Below are 17,474 nucleotides of genomic sequence, written 5' to 3'. Positions count from 1 at the left end.
TATGTATATGGTAGTTATACTGATTAGTTTTTTCATAATCCTACTTTTATGCTGATAGATTATGGAATTTGTTACAATATTTTAAATGAAATTTTTGCTTGTATAGGATGACACTCAAAGGAGATTTATAATGAAACGCTTTCGCTGGAGCATTGCTGTTTATTTCATGCTATTCGTGTTTGTCTTATTCGCATTATTCAATGACTATTCACCCATCCTGATTGTTATGGGGGCTGTGGCGGCTTGTCTCATTGTTTTTACAATCCAATTCTATTATCCGGCAGTTTTGGAAAAGCGTGTGGAGCGCGTGGAGTCTTTTTTGCGCAGCCAAAAAAGTAATCCAGCCCTTTATATTCAGTATGTTCTTGCGAACAGGCTTGAGGATGAAGCGGGAACGGTTATGGAGCAGCTGATGAGCAAGCATAAAAGGGTAGCAGTACAGGCAACATTCAAGGCGGGTTACGGACTGTACCGCAAAGACATGGCTGCTGTTCAGGAAGCCGTGCCGTATATCCGCCATGCTGATTACCGAGCGTACTATGAAGTGGTTCTGCTGTTGGAGGAAGGGAAAAGTGCACAGGCGCGGGAACATCTTGAGTCCATTAGGAAGCAATGGATGAGATCAGCTCTGCTCGCAGAAATTGAACTCAAAGCAGGTAACATTGAAACTGCTATCACTCATGCGAGGGAAGCAGTAGAGGCTTCGAGGGGCGTCCAGCGTTATGTGTTATATAAGGAGTACGAAAGAACGTTACCGCAAGCGGTTGAAGCATAGTTTGAAAAACGGGTATCATCCTCATTGAAGGATGATACCCGCTTCTGTTAGTTAAGATGTCAGTTTTACTGCCCCAAACAAAGCCTGATCAAATCATCGACATGAGCGGTGGCCAGGCATTCTACGGTGTCGGCGGCGCCGTAATAGATTTTAACTTCGCCATCGTCCTCCAGGATCATGCCGCCGGGAAAGATGACGTCATTGCGGAAGCCTCCGTCGATTTCGTAGGGAGCTTCAGGGGCGAGCAGCGGCGAAGCGCTCATCCCGAGAATTTTCTTCGGATTGTCAAGATCAAGCAGCATAATCCCTGCCGTATACCGCTTCTTCCAGGACGGCTCCCAGCCGTTCTTCCCTCTGGCGGGATCAACATCCACCGCATGGAAGGTGGTCAGCCAGCCCTTATCTGTCTTCACGGGCGGTGCTGCTGGACCGATCTTGTCATTGGCGAACGGGACCTGCTCCACCGCCAGCAAAAGATCGGACCGGCCCCAATAGATGAGATCCGGCGACTCCGCGATCCAGGTGTCGAACCGGTCCTTGCCTCCGCGGCTGTATACGGTGAACGGCCGTTCCAGCCGCACATAGTTGCCGTTGATCTTCTCCGGGAACAGCACCATGTTCCGCAGGTCCGGCGTAGACAGGCTCAAGATTTCAAAGGATTCAAAATCATCCGTGACTGCGATCCCGCCCCGGATCCCATGCCGCGTATCTACAGCGAAGCACATGTAGCAACGGTCATCAATTACCGTCAGCCGCGGATCGTATCCGCGCACAAACTCTTCGTCGTTCAGCTTGAACACCGGCTTCGGCCCGGCCGTCCAGTGAATTCCGTCTTCACTGAAAGCGATACCGAGATCCGTTGTGTGAGACGGCTCCAGGGTCTGCTTCTCAAGGGAGCCGTAGTCATTGCGGAATACCATCACATACCGGCCGCCGAACTTAACCACTCCCGCGTTGAACACAAGTGCGGTGGGGTAAGGGACCCGCGCTGCATCCAGCACAGGGTTGGCCGGATGACGGCGGATGAAGGGACTGGATGCCAAAGCTCCTATGACGGGTGTATTGTTATCATTCATCGTTGAATAATCCTCCTTGAGTGTTGAACTGCTTTTTCTTTAACTTGAATTTTTAGTTCAATCTATTTAGACAATGCTTCCGTAGGGTGCGAACGGATAGTCGATCGTAATACGTCCGGCCTGGCAGTCGCCAACGCCGCTGTACAGATCGGCCTTGCCGTCCCCCAGCATCACGATCCCCGAAGAGAAGACGCAGTCCGTCAAATACGGTGCCTTGGCCGGTCCGGGCGGGTAGCAGGAGCGGCTTCCGATCAGATGCAGGTCATGGGATTCCCGGGTCACGGGATCGAAGATGAAGGACATGTTCAGATAGACCTTGATTTCCTGTCCGCTCTCCTCCTGATGCGAATAACAAATATGGCCGATGATTCCGATCTTGCCGCTGCTCAGCAGGTAAGCCTGATTGACGCCTCCCCATTCACCTGCTCCGAAGATACCATGGATGTAAGGGGCGTTCTCAATGACTTCAGCAGTCAAATCCTCCAGCTTGTCAATCACCGTGAAGCCGATCATCGATTCGCTGCCATATTGGCCCTTCACCTCATGGCCCCGCGGACGCGAGAAGACGCCAATTCTGCCGTCCGCCAGAGCAACAAGGCGGATATCCTTCATTTTGTTAGGACCGGTAGTGAAGTAGTACAAATCGTGGAGGTCCGTCCCCCGGTAAAAATATCCGAAAAACGTGCTGTATTTGCCTCTTTCATATTGCACATGCGTTCCGCCCAGTACGAGCTCATCACCTATTTCAGTGATATACGGGTCCTCCAGCGTATAGATCATGCTGTTCTCCACAAGAGTCCATTCATCCTGGCCTGTTTGCTCGAACAGACGGACCCAGGAGCGGGCCCATTCCTCCCGGCGTTCCACCCGGCCGAACAAGTAACGCTTGCCATCCCGTTCCAAAGGAATTGAAATATTATAGACATCGAATCCGTCCACGTTCTTAAATACCAGAGTTGCGCTGTCATAGATGGTTTTGGTTGCTTCAAATTGTTGTTTTTGCTGATGCAGGCTCACGATTTCTCCGCTCCTTTGGTGTTGCAGCTCGTTTTATTGCTGAGAAGCTTGATATTCCTTGAACTGTTTTTGATATTCGGCAATGACCTTATCCAGACCTGCCTTCTTCATTTTATCCAACGCTTCGGGGAAGGCCTTGTCGTAGTCCAGGACCCCCATATAGATTGGAGTGATGCTGGCTGAAGCTTCCGAGAGAATATTGGTATATTCGGTTCTTACATTCGTCGGGTCAAAAATAAAGTTGGCTGCAATACTGTTGACCGCACTCGGATTAGGCTCGAATAAGACCTTGTTATTCTCAGGAATACTGCTCTCCGGGTCGAAGCGCATAAAGTTCACATTGCCGTTCTGCGAATCTGAGCCTCTGTACCGCGGATTATTATTGTTGTTCGGGTCTCTGATCGGCTTTAAGCCTTTGTCGCCATCTTTGGTGTAGTGCTCACCCTCGATGCCGTATTGAACGAGATCGTAGTTATCCTGGCTGGCCAGCATCCAATCCATAAATTTAACAGCGGCCTCCGGATGCTTGCTGTTCGCCGGTACGGCATTTCCGTTCTTGAAGGAGAGGGGACGCAGATACTCTTTCTCCGGGTTAAACCATACTACGCCGATATCGTCCACTGTAGCATCCGGATTGTACTTCTGGAGCCCATTCAGGCTTCCGCCCGTTCCCAGGCGTACGAACCACTCCCCGCTGTCGAGCTGGGCATCTACCTGTTCCTGCTTCATGACCAGGATGTCAGGATTCGTAATTCCCTTGGTGTACAGCTCGTGCATGAAGGCGGCATCCTTCTTGAATTCGTCAGTTTCAATCCAGGATTTGACCTCTCCGTTCTGGTTGACATAGAAGAACTTATCCTTAACGGTGAACGGGAAGGTGTCGTAGGTCCGGTGCAGGATGGAGGTATGCAGATTGATCGGGTCAAAATCAGCCCGGGTGCCTAAGTAAGGCTTGTTCTTTCCCTTCCAGTTCTTCATCACCGTCTCCCAGGCGCTGATCAGCTCAGCCGGAGTTGCCGGCTCCTGCAAATTGTTCTCGCGGAGAATGTCGCGGCGGATATTGAATTGGCCTTCGCTAGCCATTTCAACCCAATAGGAGGGCACTATATAATATTTCCCGCCGATGGTCGCCCCGTTGAAGATATCCTCCGGAATATTCTTTTTCAGGTTAGCCCCGTACTTTTCAATTTCCTCCGAGATATCTGCCAGTGCTCCCCGGGTATAGTAGTTGGAGAACGGAGTACGGTCCTGCATGACATGGAACAGATCGAAATCTTCGCCGGTGGACAGCATCAGGTTCAGCTTCTGGTCCCACGCATCCCAGGGGATGTAGATTTTCTCCACCTCAACCCCGACACCGTCAGCAGCCAGCTTCTCATTGACCTTCTGGAACACCTTCTGGTAGTCTTTGGGCTCGGTGCCGGGAACCACGTATTTGATCTTGACGACCTCAGAGGAATTAGTCTTCTCTGCATTCGGGGATGAAGCATTGCTTTCTCCATTTGCGGCAGGGCTGGCATTATCGGACTTGCCGCATCCAACGAGGGTGGACAGGGCAAGCACCACAGCTAACAGGGTGGCATAGGATTTTCTCATGAATAATACGGACCTCCTCTTATGTTGTCTTCTATATGTTAACCCCTAAGGGATGACATCAGCCTTTCACTGAACCGATCACGAGTCCTTTCACAAAGTACTTCTGTAAGTAAGGATACAGGAAGATGATCGGCCCGATGGTTACGATAGCTGTCGCCATCTTGACCGACTCCGAGGGGAGCGTAACGTCGCTTGTTCCCGCCAGCATGGCCATATCGTTCAGCATGCTGATCTCCGATTGCATCTGCAGAAGCATGAATTGCAGCGGGTACAAGTCTTTCGTGTCAATCAGCATGATCGCATTCCACCAGTTGTTCCAATAATCCAGTCCATAGAAGAGGGCAATCGTCGCCAGTACCGGTTTACATAACGGAAGATAAATCCTGAAAGCAATGACAAAATCACTAGCTCCGTCTATGGTTGCTGATTCCCGCAGTGAGTCAGGGATGCCGTTCATGAAATTGCGCACCAGGAAGAGGTTGAACGGACTGAACAGCAGCGACGGAATAATCAGGGCGAGAATATTATCGGTTAATCCGAGCGCCCGGTTCATCAGATACCAGGGCACAATCCCGGCTGAGAAAATCATGGTGATGAAGAAGTAAAGGGCCAGCAGATTACGGTACCTCACATTTTTGTTCGCCAGGGTGTAGCCTGCCATAGAAGTAATCAGCAGGGCCAGCGTGGTGCCGACGAGTGTAACAAAGATCGAAATGCCGTAGCTCTGAATGACCTGGGAGCCGCTCGTGAAGATCAGCTTATAGGCATACAGAGAGAATTTCTCCGGAAACAGGCTGTAGCCGTTCTTAAGAATGGCATCCTCATCCGTGATGGAGATCATCAGCACAAGCAGCATCGGAAGCAGGCACAGCGCCGAATAGACCGCAGTCAGCGTGTACATGACCGTCCTGCTGATTGAAATTCTTTTCATTAATACTCCTCCTTCCCGGATTTAATATAATGCGCCATCTTTGAAGTACTTACGGGTAATGGCATTGGTACCAAAGACAAGGATGAATCCGATAACCGACTGGAACAGTCCCACGGCCATAGCTTCGGAAGGGTCACCGATCTGGCGCAAGGAACGGAACACATACGTATCAATAATATCCGTAGTCGAATACAGGGTGCCGTTGTCCCCGATGAGCGCATAGATCATCCCGAAATCGCCGTACATAATTTTGCCGACCGAGAGCATCGTCAGAATAATAACCGTTGGCATCATTAGCGGAAGTGTGATCCGGAAGCACATTTGCAGGCGGTTCGCCCCGTCAATTTCTGCTGCTTCATACAACGTCTCGTCAATGCCGGTAATAGTCGCCAGGTAGATGATCGCGCTCATACCGGCGCCCTTCCACACATGCATGATGGTCAGAATCGCAGGCCAGGACTGGGCTTCGGTATACCAGTTCACGGAGGCCATGCCGAATTGGTTCAGAATTCTGTTAATTACGCCCATATCCATGGAGAAAAGCGCGTACAGCACATAACTGATGACGATCCATGAGATGAAATTCGGGAATAACATCAGCGACTGGCTGATCTTCACAAACAGCTTCTTGCGCAGCTCGTTCAGCACCAGTGAAATAGTAAGCGCCATCAGCGTACCGAAAACAATAAACAGCAAATTAAGGTAAATGGTATTAAAGGTAACTGTAAGCGCTTTATTGGAACGGAAGAAAAACTCAAAGTTTTTGAAGCCGACCCATTCGCTATGGAAGATTCCCTTTGTATAATTGAAGCGCTGGAAAGCAATAACCATATAAGGATAGGTCATATAGCCGAAAATAAACGTGTATGCCATGGCCGGCAAAACCAACAAATAGGATGTACCATTCCTGCGGATGTCTGACAGTATGCTGAGCCCTGGACGCCGTTTTTTCTTCAATTCCTGTTCCCCCCTATTTGTTTGTATAGATTACTGTTGCCTTGATTTCAGCTTAGCCATGGCCGCAGCAAGTGTCTATTTTAAAACACGGCAAACGCTTTCAAATTCGCTCACGAGGCTTTCAAAAAAACGGAATGGCTTTCATTTTCGCCTGATTCAGTACCGTTCCAGACGGAAATGTACTATATTTAGAAATGATACCGAGCAGCATGGGGAGGAATACAGCATGCGGGCAACCATCAAGCGGCTTGTTCGATACAAGGCCTTTCAAAAACTCACAATTTCATATTTCCTGCTCGTTCTGCTTACTGTAAGCCTGCTGTCCAGTGTACTCTTCGCCTTGTTCTCCCGAAGTGCCATCAAGGAGATCGAACGCAATTCCCGGGCCATGTTATCCCAAATCACATATGCTTCGGATGTCGTCTATAACCAAGTCATGACAATCGGAAATACACTGCTGATTCAACCGGAGATCCTGTCCTTTCTGGATGAGACGGCGGAGAATAAGGTGAGCAATTATCATATTCATCAGCAGATCGAACAGATTGCCAATCTGAACCCGTACATCCACAGTATCGGAATCCACCGGCCTTCTACAGGCACGACCATCGATACAGCCGGGCTTCCGTTCGACGCATCGCTCACTGCGCTCAGTGCGAAGCAGTACATGGAGTTCAATCCGCGCAGCCTGAAGGTTGCGGGCCGGAATAACGGCAGGCCGTTACAGTTCCTGACCTTCTTGCTGTATCCGAATTTCGCATACCAGACCACAGGCAGTCCGCTGATCTATATCAATGTGGAGGAGCAGTCGATTCTGACGACGATCCGCAAGATCGGCAAAGCGGACGCGGCCAATAATGTCTTCGTGATCAATAATGAAGGTAAAGTGCTGTCTCATACCGATTCCAATCTGTTCCTGGATGACTTATCCGGGGAGGAGTATGTACGGACCATATTAATTGAGAACCAACCGGAGAACAGCTTCACCACAACGATCGCAAACGAAAAGAATCTGGTCACTTATGTGAAATCAGAGGAACTGGACTGGTATTTTGTAAGCGTTTCACCGTATTCTGAGCTCATCACTGACATTGACCAGCTCCGGGGGATTACGCTGCTGGTCACAGCCGGTATTGTACTTGCAGGTCTGTTGATCTCTATCCTGTTGACCTCGAACATGAATAAGCCCTTATCGGCGCTGCTGGAGAAGGTCATGCCGAGCCCAGTCAAACCCGCATCAGGCCTGGCGCTGATTGATGAATACAAAATGGTGACCGAGGTGTTCCACTCCTATCATGAACGTGAGAAATCGATGCAGTTCGTCATCAGCCATTCCTCCCGGACGGTCCGTGAGCATTATCTTCATGCCTTGCTGCGCGGTCAATCCCTGGAGGACTCGGTCTCAAGCGAAATGATTAAGGAGATCGGCGAGGAGGTTGCCGGACCGTTCTTCGGCGTGCTGGTGTTCAAAATTAATGAGCTTGAGCCTGCAGGGGAGAGGGTAGAGGGGAAACAGCAGTCCTTACTGCGCTTCGCACTAGGGAATATTGCCAAAGAGCTGCTGGAGCATATCGGCCCCTGCGATGTTCTTATTATGGGAGGAAACGAAGCTGCCGCCATCCTTCAATATACGAAAAATCAGCTGCCGGAGGAACTGGTGCCTGCCTTGCGCAATATTCAAAGCTTCCTGAACCGTTACTTCAAGGTGACCGTATCGATAGGTGTAGGAGATATCTCCTTTGGCAAGGGGAATATTCCGTCCTCGTATACATCAGCCCAGCAGTATGTGAAATACCGCTTAATCTATGGGAAAGAAGCGATTCTGGACGCGGCAGCCACACGGCACCATGTGTTAACGGCCTTAAGTTATCCTGCCGCCAGCGAGAAGAAGCTGATTGATGCTGTGCAGCAGGGCAAGCCGGAGCCTATTGTTAGCACCATTGATGAGTTTATCGACACCCTATCTGGCGGATCAGTTCATCAGATCATCACCTTCAGCACGCAGCTCATGTTGTCTTTGCTTAAAGCTTTTGATTATTTGCAGCATGTGCCGGATTCTAATTTCAATGACTACCTGCAGGCGGTAACCGAAATTGAAGGTGCTGAGGATCTCACGGAGATCCGTAACCTGTTTAACCGCTATTGCTCCACCATCTGCAAGTTAATTGAAGACAAGAATCACTGGATGAATGCCAAGAAGCATAATAGTCTCATTGAAAAGGTGCAGAATTATGTCCATGAGCATTATGCCGAGCCTAACATCTCACTCGATCTGGTGTCCAAAATCGCCGGCCTGTCTCCCAGCTATCTGGGCAAGCTGTTCAAAGGAGCGACCGGGCAATCCTTCAGTGAATACCTGAACAACACCCGGCTGGACAAAGCGAAGGAGCTGCTTGCTGGAACTTCGGACACGGCGGCTAAGATCAGTGAAGCGGTCGGGATCTACAACATCACTTACTTCTCCACCCTGTTCAAGAAAAAGTACGGGCTAACCCCTTCGGCCTTCCGCGAACAGGAGGCGATGAAGAGTGCTGCAGGTGATGATGAGTGATTATTTCCCGCTTAAACAGCGGAGCGGACGGAACGATTGTGAAAAAGCGGCAGCGGTCGCCTTTGTGTAAGGATTTTCACCGCTAAGGGAAATGAAAAAAATCTGGACACAACAGCGATTGTAACAACGGTCCGTTTGCGTAGCGTCCATCTAAGTGCTTACGTTGATCCTGCTCCGCAATAAAAAAGCTGTCCCAAGCAGCCATTTCATGGCTTTGGGAACAGCTCTTTTCTTCGTATGATTTGAGACGATCCGTTCCGCTTATGGCTGCTCAGCATATCTCCACCAGGCGAAGGTTCCGGCGATTCCGATAATCCCGGTATAGGCAATGATGATGATACTGCTCAGCTGCAGCGAACCGGTGCTTAGAAATACCGATGGGATCGTCCATGGGAAATAAGGCGCGAATCCGAAGGAGCTGAGCACGTTGGACAGAATGACGATGATCAGGATGAGCCCCAGGGGGGCAAGATAGCCTTTGGTTACATTAGCCAAAAGAATGCTTGGTGCGGTCACCAAAATGTACAGCAGGGAGGTAATCAGAAATTTAAGGAACAAGCTCCAAATGAAAGCGGCCGACCCGCCTGCAACGCCCAGAATGGCTCCTACGGCAAAACCTACTGCGAACATATAGATGGAAAGTAACAGGCACCATGCCAAAATGACCAGGAACTTGGCCAATACAATTTTCGCCCGGGAAATGGGCTTGGCCAGTAAATCTTTGATGGTCCGGTCTGAGAATTCCCGTCCGAAGACCCATGCCGCCACAAAGGTGTATCCGATCAGTCCCAGCGGGGCAAGCGTCTCCAGCAATCCGTTTAAATACGCTTCCCAGGTAACACCGCCGGCTTCACTGGATAATACATTTCCGACGCCCATCATGATGGGCCCGAAGCCTAGAACGAGGAACATAATCCAGAACACATTCGAGCGGATAATCTTGCGAAGCTCACAATGTAGCACCGATAGAATATTCATTATTTAATCCCCCTGTTAACCCCGATGGTGCGGAGAAAATAGCCTTCCAGATCCTCCGTAACTACCCGGAGCGACGTTGGCGGCTGATTGCTTTGCACGAGCAGTTCGGCCAGCCGTTCGGGATGATCTGCCGCATGTTCATTGGTTAGTTTAATAGAGCCGTCCGAAGTATCCACGAAGTCATAGCCATGCTCCTCCAGCACCTTCTTTAAGGCAGGCTTGTTCCGGCCGTTCACGACCAGGCTTTTCTCCAAGGACTGCTCCAGCTTGTCCATTGCGACTTCCTGCACTAGCTTGCCGCCGTGAATAATCCCGATCCGTGTGGACACCTTCGAGAGCTCCTCTAACAGATGGCTGGATATAAACACCGTGATGCCGAAATTGTGCGCCAGATTATATAACATATTCCGTATCTCTGCTACGCCTGCGGGATCAAGACCGTTGATCGGCTCGTCCAGGATCAGAATCTCCGGGTTGTGAATCATCGCTTTGGCCAGTCCCAGGCGCTGCTTGTTCCCGAGGGAGAGATGCTTTGCTTTTTTCTTCTTGTGCGGCTCCAGCCCCAGCTTGTAGATTACCTGCGGTACGGCATCCTTGTCCGGCACCCCTTGCATACGTCTGGCGATCTCCAGATTCTCCGTTACAGTCAGATCCGGATAAAAGGTCGCCTCCTCCAAATATCCGACGTTGCTCCATAATTTAGAGTTTCCGGCGTCGACCTTCTCACCTAACATATAGAGCGAGCCCGAGTTAGGCTTGATCATCGCCAGCAGCATCTTGATCGTCGTTGTCTTCCCGGCGCCGTTCAGTCCCAGGAATCCGAAGATCTCACCCCGGGTGACCTCCAGCGAAAGATTGTTTAATACGGTATAGTCGCCAAACCTTTTGTGCACTCCGTCAATTTGTATCGCGGGCGTGCTGCCGATTCTTTTCTTGGATAGAATACTCATTCTTCCTCCGACCTCCTGCTTGGTTCCAGTGATTGTTGTATCCTGCTACAACGTATTGTCACATCCAAACATGAAGCTTCATTAAAGGAAAAATAAACAAATCTGAAGAGAATATAAAAAACTATAAAGGCAGGCTGAATCTGATCCCGAGACCGCCATATTCCGAGGAGAAGGCCGTAATCTCGCCTCCATGGTGCTCAATAATCGATTTACAGCTGGCCAGCCCCAGCCCGAGTCCGCCCTTCCGGATCTGCCGCGACGGGTCCACCGTGAAGAATTTGAGGAACAGTGAAGACATGTCCTGATCCGGTACGCCAATTCCATTATCTTCTATTTGAAAATAGGCATGATGCTCCCGCAGATATCCGGTCATATACACCTTCAGATCCGGCTTCCCGCCATATCTGACGGCATTGCTGAACAGGTTGCCGAACACCCGGCGGAGCATCGGTTCATTAACCGTCAGCCATATGCTGTCCGTGAAGGAATGGCGGCAAACCAGTTCAATATCAAGTCCCGCCAGCTCATACTCATATTCAAAAGCAATGTCTGCGAATAATTCTGTCGCCTTTACAGGCTTGGCGGTCATGGATTCAAGCTCCGATTTTTCTTTGGTGAAGCTGGAGAAATCATTGAGGAGCTCCACCATATAGGCGGACTTCCGCTGAATTAATTCATAATACTCCTGCTTCTCAGCTTCGGGTAAGTTCTGGTGTGTAGCCAGCAGTTCAGTGAAGCCGTTAATCGAGGTCAGGGGTGTCTTCAAATCGTGGGCGATGGCGGCAAGCATATCGGTCTGTTCTCTGTGGGCGAGCTGAAGCCGATGCTCCATCTTATTGAAGTGATTATATAGCTCTCCGATCTCGTCCTTACGCTTCAAAGCCAGCGGAGGCAGGGGACGGACCACATTGACTTCCTCCAGCCGGGCATTCAGACGCCGGATGGGCTGCTCGATGCGGAAGTGAATATAGATGATCAGAATGGAAAATATGCAGCCGGCGATGACGAAGATGGGCAGCAGTAATACTACATATGGTGAGTCCAGCAAAGTGGTACGTATGGGGGAATATACAGCAAAGATAAACTTTAAATACAAACCAATCGAGAACATCAGAATCAGCAGCATCAGCAGGAATAACAGGGGAAGCTTGATTTTCAGTTTCATCCTATTGCTCTCTTTCCGTGTATTTATAGCCTATGCCCCAAATGGTTTTGATGAAGTGTTGCTCAGGACCCAGCTTCTTGCGGATATTCTTGATATGAACGGTTACGGTATTGATCTCGCCGTATTCGTCTCCCCAGACGTTCTCATAGATCTGCTCCCGGCTCAGTACCTGGTTGGGGTGACGCATCAGGACAGACAGAATTTGAAATTCCTTCGCGGATAAGTCGAGCTTCCGGCTGTAGAGGAAGGCTTCATACGTTTTGTCATTCAAAATGAGTGGAGCATCCGCCTTGTCTTTGGCAGGACTAAGCTCGCCCCACTCTTTGTGCAGCCTGTCCACTTTGCGGAAATGCGCCTTGATCCTGGAGGCCAGCTCCTGAATACTGAACGGTTTGGTCATGTAATCATCTGCGCCGATTTCCAGACCGACAATTTTATCAATGTCCTGATCCCGTGCGCTTAACAACATAATCGGAACATTATAAGACGACCGGATCGTTCTGCAGACATCCAGTCCGCTCATATCTGGCATGACGACATCGAGAACAATGAAATCAATAGGGTGATCCTCCACCGCAGATAGGGCTTCTCTCCCGGAGCATGCCGTAATTACAGCGAATTGCTCGTACCTTAGCGTCTTGGTGATGAGCTTCACAATTTCTGCATCATCGTCTACAACTAGTATTGTTTTGGACATTGGACTACCTCCCGGGGCACTAACAATTATGTGGTTAATCATAATTGCTTACCCTTGTTGTTGCAATCCTTGCCAAAATGGTACCATTAGCTGACGGGCGTATTGCTTTGTCTGCTAAGTATACTGACAGAAAGGGCTGCGAATCATGAATAGGAACATCTTTATTATTGAGGATGACGCTCTGCTTCTGGAAGCGCTTCGAGAAAGCTTAAGCCAGTGGTCCTATGAAGTAAGCAGCCCCAGTGATTTTGCTGGGGTGATGGAAGCCTTTGCTGAGCATCGGCCGCATCTGGTGATTATAGATATCCAGCTTCCCAAATTCGATGGCTTTCATTGGTGCAGGGAGATCCGGGCCGTCTCCAAGGTTCCGATTATTTTTCTGTCCTCCAGAGATCATCCAACGGATATGATCATGGCGATGAACCTAGGGGCGGACGATTACGTCCAGAAGCCTTTTCATATGGATGTCCTGCTTGCCAAGGTTCAGGCGGTACTGCGCCGCACGTATACGTATGAAGAGGTATCCCCGGATATGATGGAGTGGAATCAGGCACTGATTGATGTACACAGCGGCGAAATTTATAAGGATGGGAAGACCATTAGCCTGACGAGAAATGAATTGCTGATTCTGGCGGCGTTAGTCCGGTCTAATCATAAGATCGTCTCCCGTCATGAACTGATGAAGAAGCTGTGGGACGATGATCAATATGTGAATGACAATACGCTCACTGCCAACATCACCAGGTTACGGCAACAGCTTGCTGCTCTCCAATTAGCTGAAGGGATTGTCACCAAAAAAGGTCTTGGCTATATGGCCGTCACGCTGTAGGAGGGAGGAATCCGTTGTTCATCGCTTATCTTATTTATAAAAAAAGCTGGATTGGCTTAATGGGTCTGCTGCTGCTGCTTACCAACGCTCTGATCCAATTCGACGATGGTATCGGTGTGGAGCCTCAATCTCTGCTCTATTTGAATGTTCTGTTCCTGACGGTCTGTGCTGGTTTCCTGATCTGGAGGTACAAGAAGGAAACTGCTTATTATAAGTCTCTGCTTAGCTTGTCTAACGGGGTGGAAGAGGACTGGTTTGTGAATATCCCGGAACCGCGCAGCCGTTATCCAGAGGGGATGATCTATACTCTTCTGCAGAACATTCATAAGCATGATGAGCACAGGCACCGTGAGTATCAATCTGCCAAGCGGATGGAGCATGATGATCTGTCCTCCTGGGTGCATGAAGTGAAAACGCCGCTTACAGCGATGAAGATTATCATGGATGCCCATCGATCGAATGAGTTAGCTCAGAAACTTGACGCGCCCTGGCTCCGGATGCACCTGTTAATTGACCGGCAGCTGTATATTTCGCGGTTGGCTAACATAGACTCCGACTTACTCCCGGAGAAGCAGCGGGTGCAGGACCTGATCAGGGAAGAGGTTCGCGAGCTGGCCACCTGGTGTATGGAAAAGAATATATCCATCGATCTGACGGGGGACACAGAGTGTACCGTGTACACGGACAAAAAGTGGTGCGGGTTCGTGATAAGACAGCTGCTAACGAATGCGATTAAATACAGCCGGGCGGATGGAAAGGTAACTATTCATATCGCCCCCGATGAGCATGAATTCGTCACCGTAACGATTACAGATGAAGGGCCCGGCATTCAGGCGCATGACCTGCCGCGAATATTTGATAGAGGTTTTACCGGAGAGAACGGGAGAGTCCAGCACTCCGCCACGGGCATGGGACTGTACCTGGCCAAAGAAATAAGCAGGAAGCTGCACATCCGGCTGGAAGTTGACTCGGCTATTGGCGAAGGTACATCGGTTCGGATGATATTCTCCAGTGATAATCCATTTGAACGCATTAGACGCTCCTTAGTGTAAAATGGGCATAAATGAAGTAGTCAGGATTTTTACAGCCTGGCTGCTTTTTAATTTACGTGAAGGTGACAAAAATATCACATTAGGCCTCTTTTTATCACCTAAAGCTTGCGACCCGGGGCCGTAGAACCCTTTACACTGTGTATAGAACAACCGGATGGGAGGGGCTCAGATGAAACATCAGAGCGCAACGAAGACTGTTTTATTGGCTGAAGGCTTGCATAAATCTTATGGTGCCAAAGGAAATGCCCAGCAGGTGTTACAGGGGATCGACCTGCGGGTGTTGGAGGGGGAGTTTGTGGGAATCATGGGGCCTTCAGGCTCCGGCAAGACCACTCTGCTTAATACCTTAGCTACGATTGACCGTGCCACAGCGGGGCAGATTTTTATACAAGAATACGAGATTTCCAAAATGAAGGATAGCCAGCTTTCCGACATCCGCCGTAAGCACCTGGGTTTTATCTTTCAGGATTACAATCTGCTCGATACCTTAACGGTCAAAGAGAATATCCTGCTGCCGGTGTCGTTAACCCGTATAAGCAATAGTCAGGCCGAGGCGGAGTTTAATGCCATTGCCGGGATTCTGGATATTATGGATTTGGCGGGCAAGTACCCTGCTGAAATCTCAGGCGGCCAAAAACAGCGTACCTCTGCGGCACGGGCGTTAATTCACTCGCCTTCGCTTGTTTTTGCGGATGAGCCTACCGGAGCTCTTGATTCCAAAGCTGCTTCTAACCTGCTGGGGAATCTGCATGAGATTAACCAGACCCGGCAGGTCACCATTGTGATGGTTACGCATGACCCGCTCGCCTCCAGCTATTGCAGCCGTGTCATTTTCCTCAAGGATGGTAAAGTGTTCGCGGAATTGTACAAGGGTGACAAGACGAGGGAAGCCTTCTTCAAGGACATTCTCGATATGCAGGCCGTACTCGGAGGAGGCAGCCAGCAATGACTCTACGAAAATTAGTCATTCGCAGTATGCGCAAGAACCTCAAGATGTACTACCTCTACTTTTTTGCGATGATTTTCAGCATCAGCTTGTATTTTATCTTTTCGACTCTGCAGAATGATCAGACGATTGTAACGATGGTGAAATCCAGTATGGACTTCTCCACAACCTTACAAGTTGCCGGAATATTGCTCGTTGTAATCACCATTGTGTTTACCATGTACGCTACGGGCATCTTCATCCGAAGACGCAGTCAAGAGATCGGATTGTATCAGTTAATCGGCTTATCCAAAGCCTGGGTTGCCCGGGTGTTGATCCTGGAGCACGCTATGCTGGGTCTGGGTGCACTGCTGATTGGCATGGGGGTCGGGGCGCTGCTCTCACGGCTCTTCCAGCTGCTGTTCATGAACCTGTTAGGGCTTGAAGCGGTGATTGGCTTAACGTTCTCCGGCACGGCTGCCCTCCAGACCCTTGCTGTGTTTACCTGCTTAATTGTGGTCACCTCGGTACAGATCATATGGACGGTATACCGCAGTACGCTACTGCAATTGTTCCAGGCTAATCATAGGCAGGATTCCCCGGTCAAACGTCCAAGCATCATCTCAGGCATGTTGGGAATAGCCGGATTAGGGTTGATCGGGTGTGGCTATTATCTGTCTACATTAATTGTTACCAACACCGATATACTGATGTTCCTGATGTTGCTCGTGCTCGCAAGTACGATACTGGGAACCTATCTGATTTTCCATACGACCATAAGCTGGATTCTCAATGTATACCGGAACAGGAGGAACGGAAATCTGGGCTTGTATAACAGCCTGTCGGTCGCCCCGTTAATGCACAGAATCAAGGGTCACGCCAATTCCCTAACCTTAATTACCGTGTTGTCTGCGATGACAATTACGATGGTGTCCCTGTCCTATTCCTTATATTATTCCACGCGGAGCGATGTGAGATTGTCGATGCCCTTTGACTTTGCCGTGGAGAATATGCCTGAGGAAGCCGCTAAGATATCCAGCCGGTTAGAAGAGGAGCAGATTGCATTCGACCGCCATCAAGTCGAGGCCATCCGGTTTCATGGCGTATGGGTGGATCAGGGTTCAACAGCAGATGAGATGGACAGCACGTTTTTGCTATTCTCCGCAGAGCAGATGGCGCAGGCTGGGTTAGATCTGGAGCATCCCCAGGATGGTGAAGGCATCTATTATAGTTCACGGGCGGTGATAGAAGGAAGGGAGATTGTCTCTCCCCAAGAGGTGCTGTATGAATCAAGCGATCAAGCAGACCGCCTGTCCGTCTCCAGGTATAAGCTTGCGAACGTGATGAATTACATTTTCTATGGGGATCAATTGCTGGTCTCGGGTGATACGTTCGAGCGAATGAGAGATAGTATTCAGAAGGAGGAGTACAAAGAATTCCTGACCTATGAGGTCTTTAATGTGCTGGACCCTGAGCAAGCAGGGGCTGCTTCTGACATCTTCCTGTCGAATGTGGACAGTGACCGGTATCTCACGGACTTCCAATCCGCCTATGAGGGATCGCGCCAGACCTTCGGGCTGCTCATTTTTATTGCCGGATTCCTGGGATTTGTGTTTATATTGTCCACGGGAAGTATCCTATACTTCAAGCAAATGACCGAGGCTGAACAAGAGAAAGCCCATTACCGCACCCTGCGGCAGCTTGGATTTCAAGTCGGCGACATCATGAAAGGCATCATCCGCAAACAGCTTTTTGTCTATTTAATTCCTCTGGGGATCGGGTTAATTCATGCTGCGTTTGCGCTTAACGTCGGCTCGGTCCTCATCGCCGCAAGTATGCTCACCCCCATCCTCATCAGCATGGCTGCATATATCGTCATCTATCTGATGTTTACCGTGGTGACCATCCGGTATTACAGAAGTATTGTTACTGATGCTATATAGAAAGGAAGAACAGTATCTATTCTACTCAAGCA

General features: G+C 49.6%; 15 protein-coding genes. 6 read left to right on the top strand and 9 right to left on the bottom strand.

Annotation, left to right across the window (positions count from 1 at the left end):
* Positions 1 to 130: 130 nt before the first annotated feature.
* A complete protein-coding gene (locus tag MKY64_RS19660) occupies positions 131 to 775 on the top strand; it encodes a hypothetical protein (protein WP_340955216.1) in 645 nt (214 codons plus the stop codon).
* A gap of 65 nt (positions 776 to 840) precedes the next feature.
* On the opposite strand, the gene MKY64_RS19655 is transcribed toward MKY64_RS19660, so the two are convergent.
* The 5 genes from MKY64_RS19655 to MKY64_RS19635 all read right to left on the bottom strand — a co-directional run bounded on the left by MKY64_RS19655 (position 841) and on the right by MKY64_RS19635 (position 6,352).
* Entirely contained in the window at positions 841 to 1,851 is a 1,011-nt protein-coding gene (locus MKY64_RS19655; RefSeq protein WP_340955215.1) for a glycoside hydrolase family 130 protein, read from the bottom strand.
* 66 nt (positions 1,852 to 1,917) lie between these two features.
* Positions 1,918 to 2,868, bottom strand: coding sequence for a DUF1861 family protein (locus MKY64_RS19650; RefSeq protein WP_340955213.1), 951 nt, complete (start codon positions 2,866 to 2,868; stop codon positions 1,918 to 1,920).
* 33 nt (positions 2,869 to 2,901) lie between these two features.
* Entirely contained in the window at positions 2,902 to 4,464 is a 1,563-nt protein-coding gene (locus MKY64_RS19645; RefSeq protein WP_340955212.1) for an extracellular solute-binding protein, read from the bottom strand.
* A 58-nt stretch (positions 4,465 to 4,522) separates the two neighbouring features.
* Positions 4,523 to 5,395, bottom strand: a complete 873-nt coding sequence (locus MKY64_RS19640; RefSeq protein ID WP_340955210.1) for a carbohydrate ABC transporter permease — start codon at positions 5,393 to 5,395, stop codon at positions 4,523 to 4,525.
* A 21-nt stretch (positions 5,396 to 5,416) separates the two neighbouring features.
* Positions 5,417 to 6,352: an ABC transporter permease gene (locus tag MKY64_RS19635; protein ID WP_340955208.1), complete on the bottom strand. Its 936-nt coding sequence runs from the start codon at positions 6,350 to 6,352 to the stop codon at positions 5,417 to 5,419.
* A gap of 226 nt (positions 6,353 to 6,578) precedes the next feature.
* Here MKY64_RS19635 and MKY64_RS19630 point away from each other — a divergent pair, with 226 nt between their 5' ends.
* Positions 6,579 to 8,903, top strand: a complete 2,325-nt coding sequence (locus tag MKY64_RS19630) for a helix-turn-helix domain-containing protein (RefSeq protein WP_340955206.1) — start codon at positions 6,579 to 6,581, stop codon at positions 8,901 to 8,903.
* A 261-nt stretch (positions 8,904 to 9,164) separates the two neighbouring features.
* On the opposite strand, the gene MKY64_RS19625 is transcribed toward MKY64_RS19630, so the two are convergent.
* From MKY64_RS19625 to MKY64_RS19610, 4 genes are all read right to left on the bottom strand, one after another.
* The gene (locus tag MKY64_RS19625) at positions 9,165 to 9,881 is read right to left on the bottom strand and encodes an ABC transporter permease (protein ID WP_340955205.1); all 717 of its coding nucleotides are present in this window, start codon (positions 9,879 to 9,881) and stop codon (positions 9,165 to 9,167) included.
* Positions 9,881 to 10,831, bottom strand: coding sequence for an ABC transporter ATP-binding protein (locus MKY64_RS19620; RefSeq protein WP_340955203.1), 951 nt, complete (start codon positions 10,829 to 10,831; stop codon positions 9,881 to 9,883). The genes MKY64_RS19625 and MKY64_RS19620 overlap by 1 nt, the downstream gene beginning before the upstream one ends.
* Positions 10,832 to 10,952: 121 nt before the next feature.
* Positions 10,953 to 11,996, bottom strand: coding sequence for a HAMP domain-containing sensor histidine kinase (locus MKY64_RS19615; RefSeq protein ID WP_209874978.1), 1,044 nt, complete (start codon positions 11,994 to 11,996; stop codon positions 10,953 to 10,955).
* A gap of 1 nt (position 11,997) precedes the next feature.
* Positions 11,998 to 12,693 (bottom strand): response regulator transcription factor, encoded by a 696-nt coding sequence (locus MKY64_RS19610; RefSeq protein ID WP_340955200.1) that lies wholly within the window; start codon positions 12,691 to 12,693, stop codon positions 11,998 to 12,000.
* 145 nt (positions 12,694 to 12,838) lie between these two features.
* Between MKY64_RS19610 and MKY64_RS19605 the strand changes: the two genes are divergently transcribed.
* The 4 genes from MKY64_RS19605 to MKY64_RS19590 all read left to right on the top strand — a co-directional run bounded on the left by MKY64_RS19605 (position 12,839) and on the right by MKY64_RS19590 (position 17,442).
* On the top strand, positions 12,839 to 13,522 hold the full coding sequence (locus MKY64_RS19605; RefSeq protein ID WP_036723891.1) for a response regulator transcription factor: 684 nt from the start codon (positions 12,839 to 12,841) through the stop codon (positions 13,520 to 13,522).
* A gap of 14 nt (positions 13,523 to 13,536) precedes the next feature.
* Positions 13,537 to 14,574, top strand: a complete 1,038-nt coding sequence (locus MKY64_RS19600) for a sensor histidine kinase (protein ID WP_340955198.1) — start codon at positions 13,537 to 13,539, stop codon at positions 14,572 to 14,574.
* A 169-nt stretch (positions 14,575 to 14,743) separates the two neighbouring features.
* Positions 14,744 to 15,523 carry an ABC transporter ATP-binding protein gene (locus MKY64_RS19595; protein ID WP_340955196.1) on the top strand — a complete coding sequence of 260 codons (780 nt, stop codon included), beginning with the start codon at positions 14,744 to 14,746 and terminating at the stop codon, positions 15,521 to 15,523.
* Positions 15,520 to 17,442 (top strand): FtsX-like permease family protein, encoded by a 1,923-nt coding sequence (locus MKY64_RS19590; RefSeq protein ID WP_340955195.1) that lies wholly within the window; start codon positions 15,520 to 15,522, stop codon positions 17,440 to 17,442. The genes MKY64_RS19595 and MKY64_RS19590 overlap by 4 nt, the downstream gene beginning before the upstream one ends.
* Positions 17,443 to 17,474: the final 32 nt, after the last annotated feature.

Source organism: Paenibacillus sp. FSL R7-0210 (assembly GCF_038009085.1).
GTDB classification, from domain to species: Bacteria; Bacillota; Bacilli; order Paenibacillales; family Paenibacillaceae; genus Paenibacillus_AQ; species Paenibacillus_AQ silagei.
This window is presented reverse-complemented; position numbering and strand designations above follow the sequence as displayed.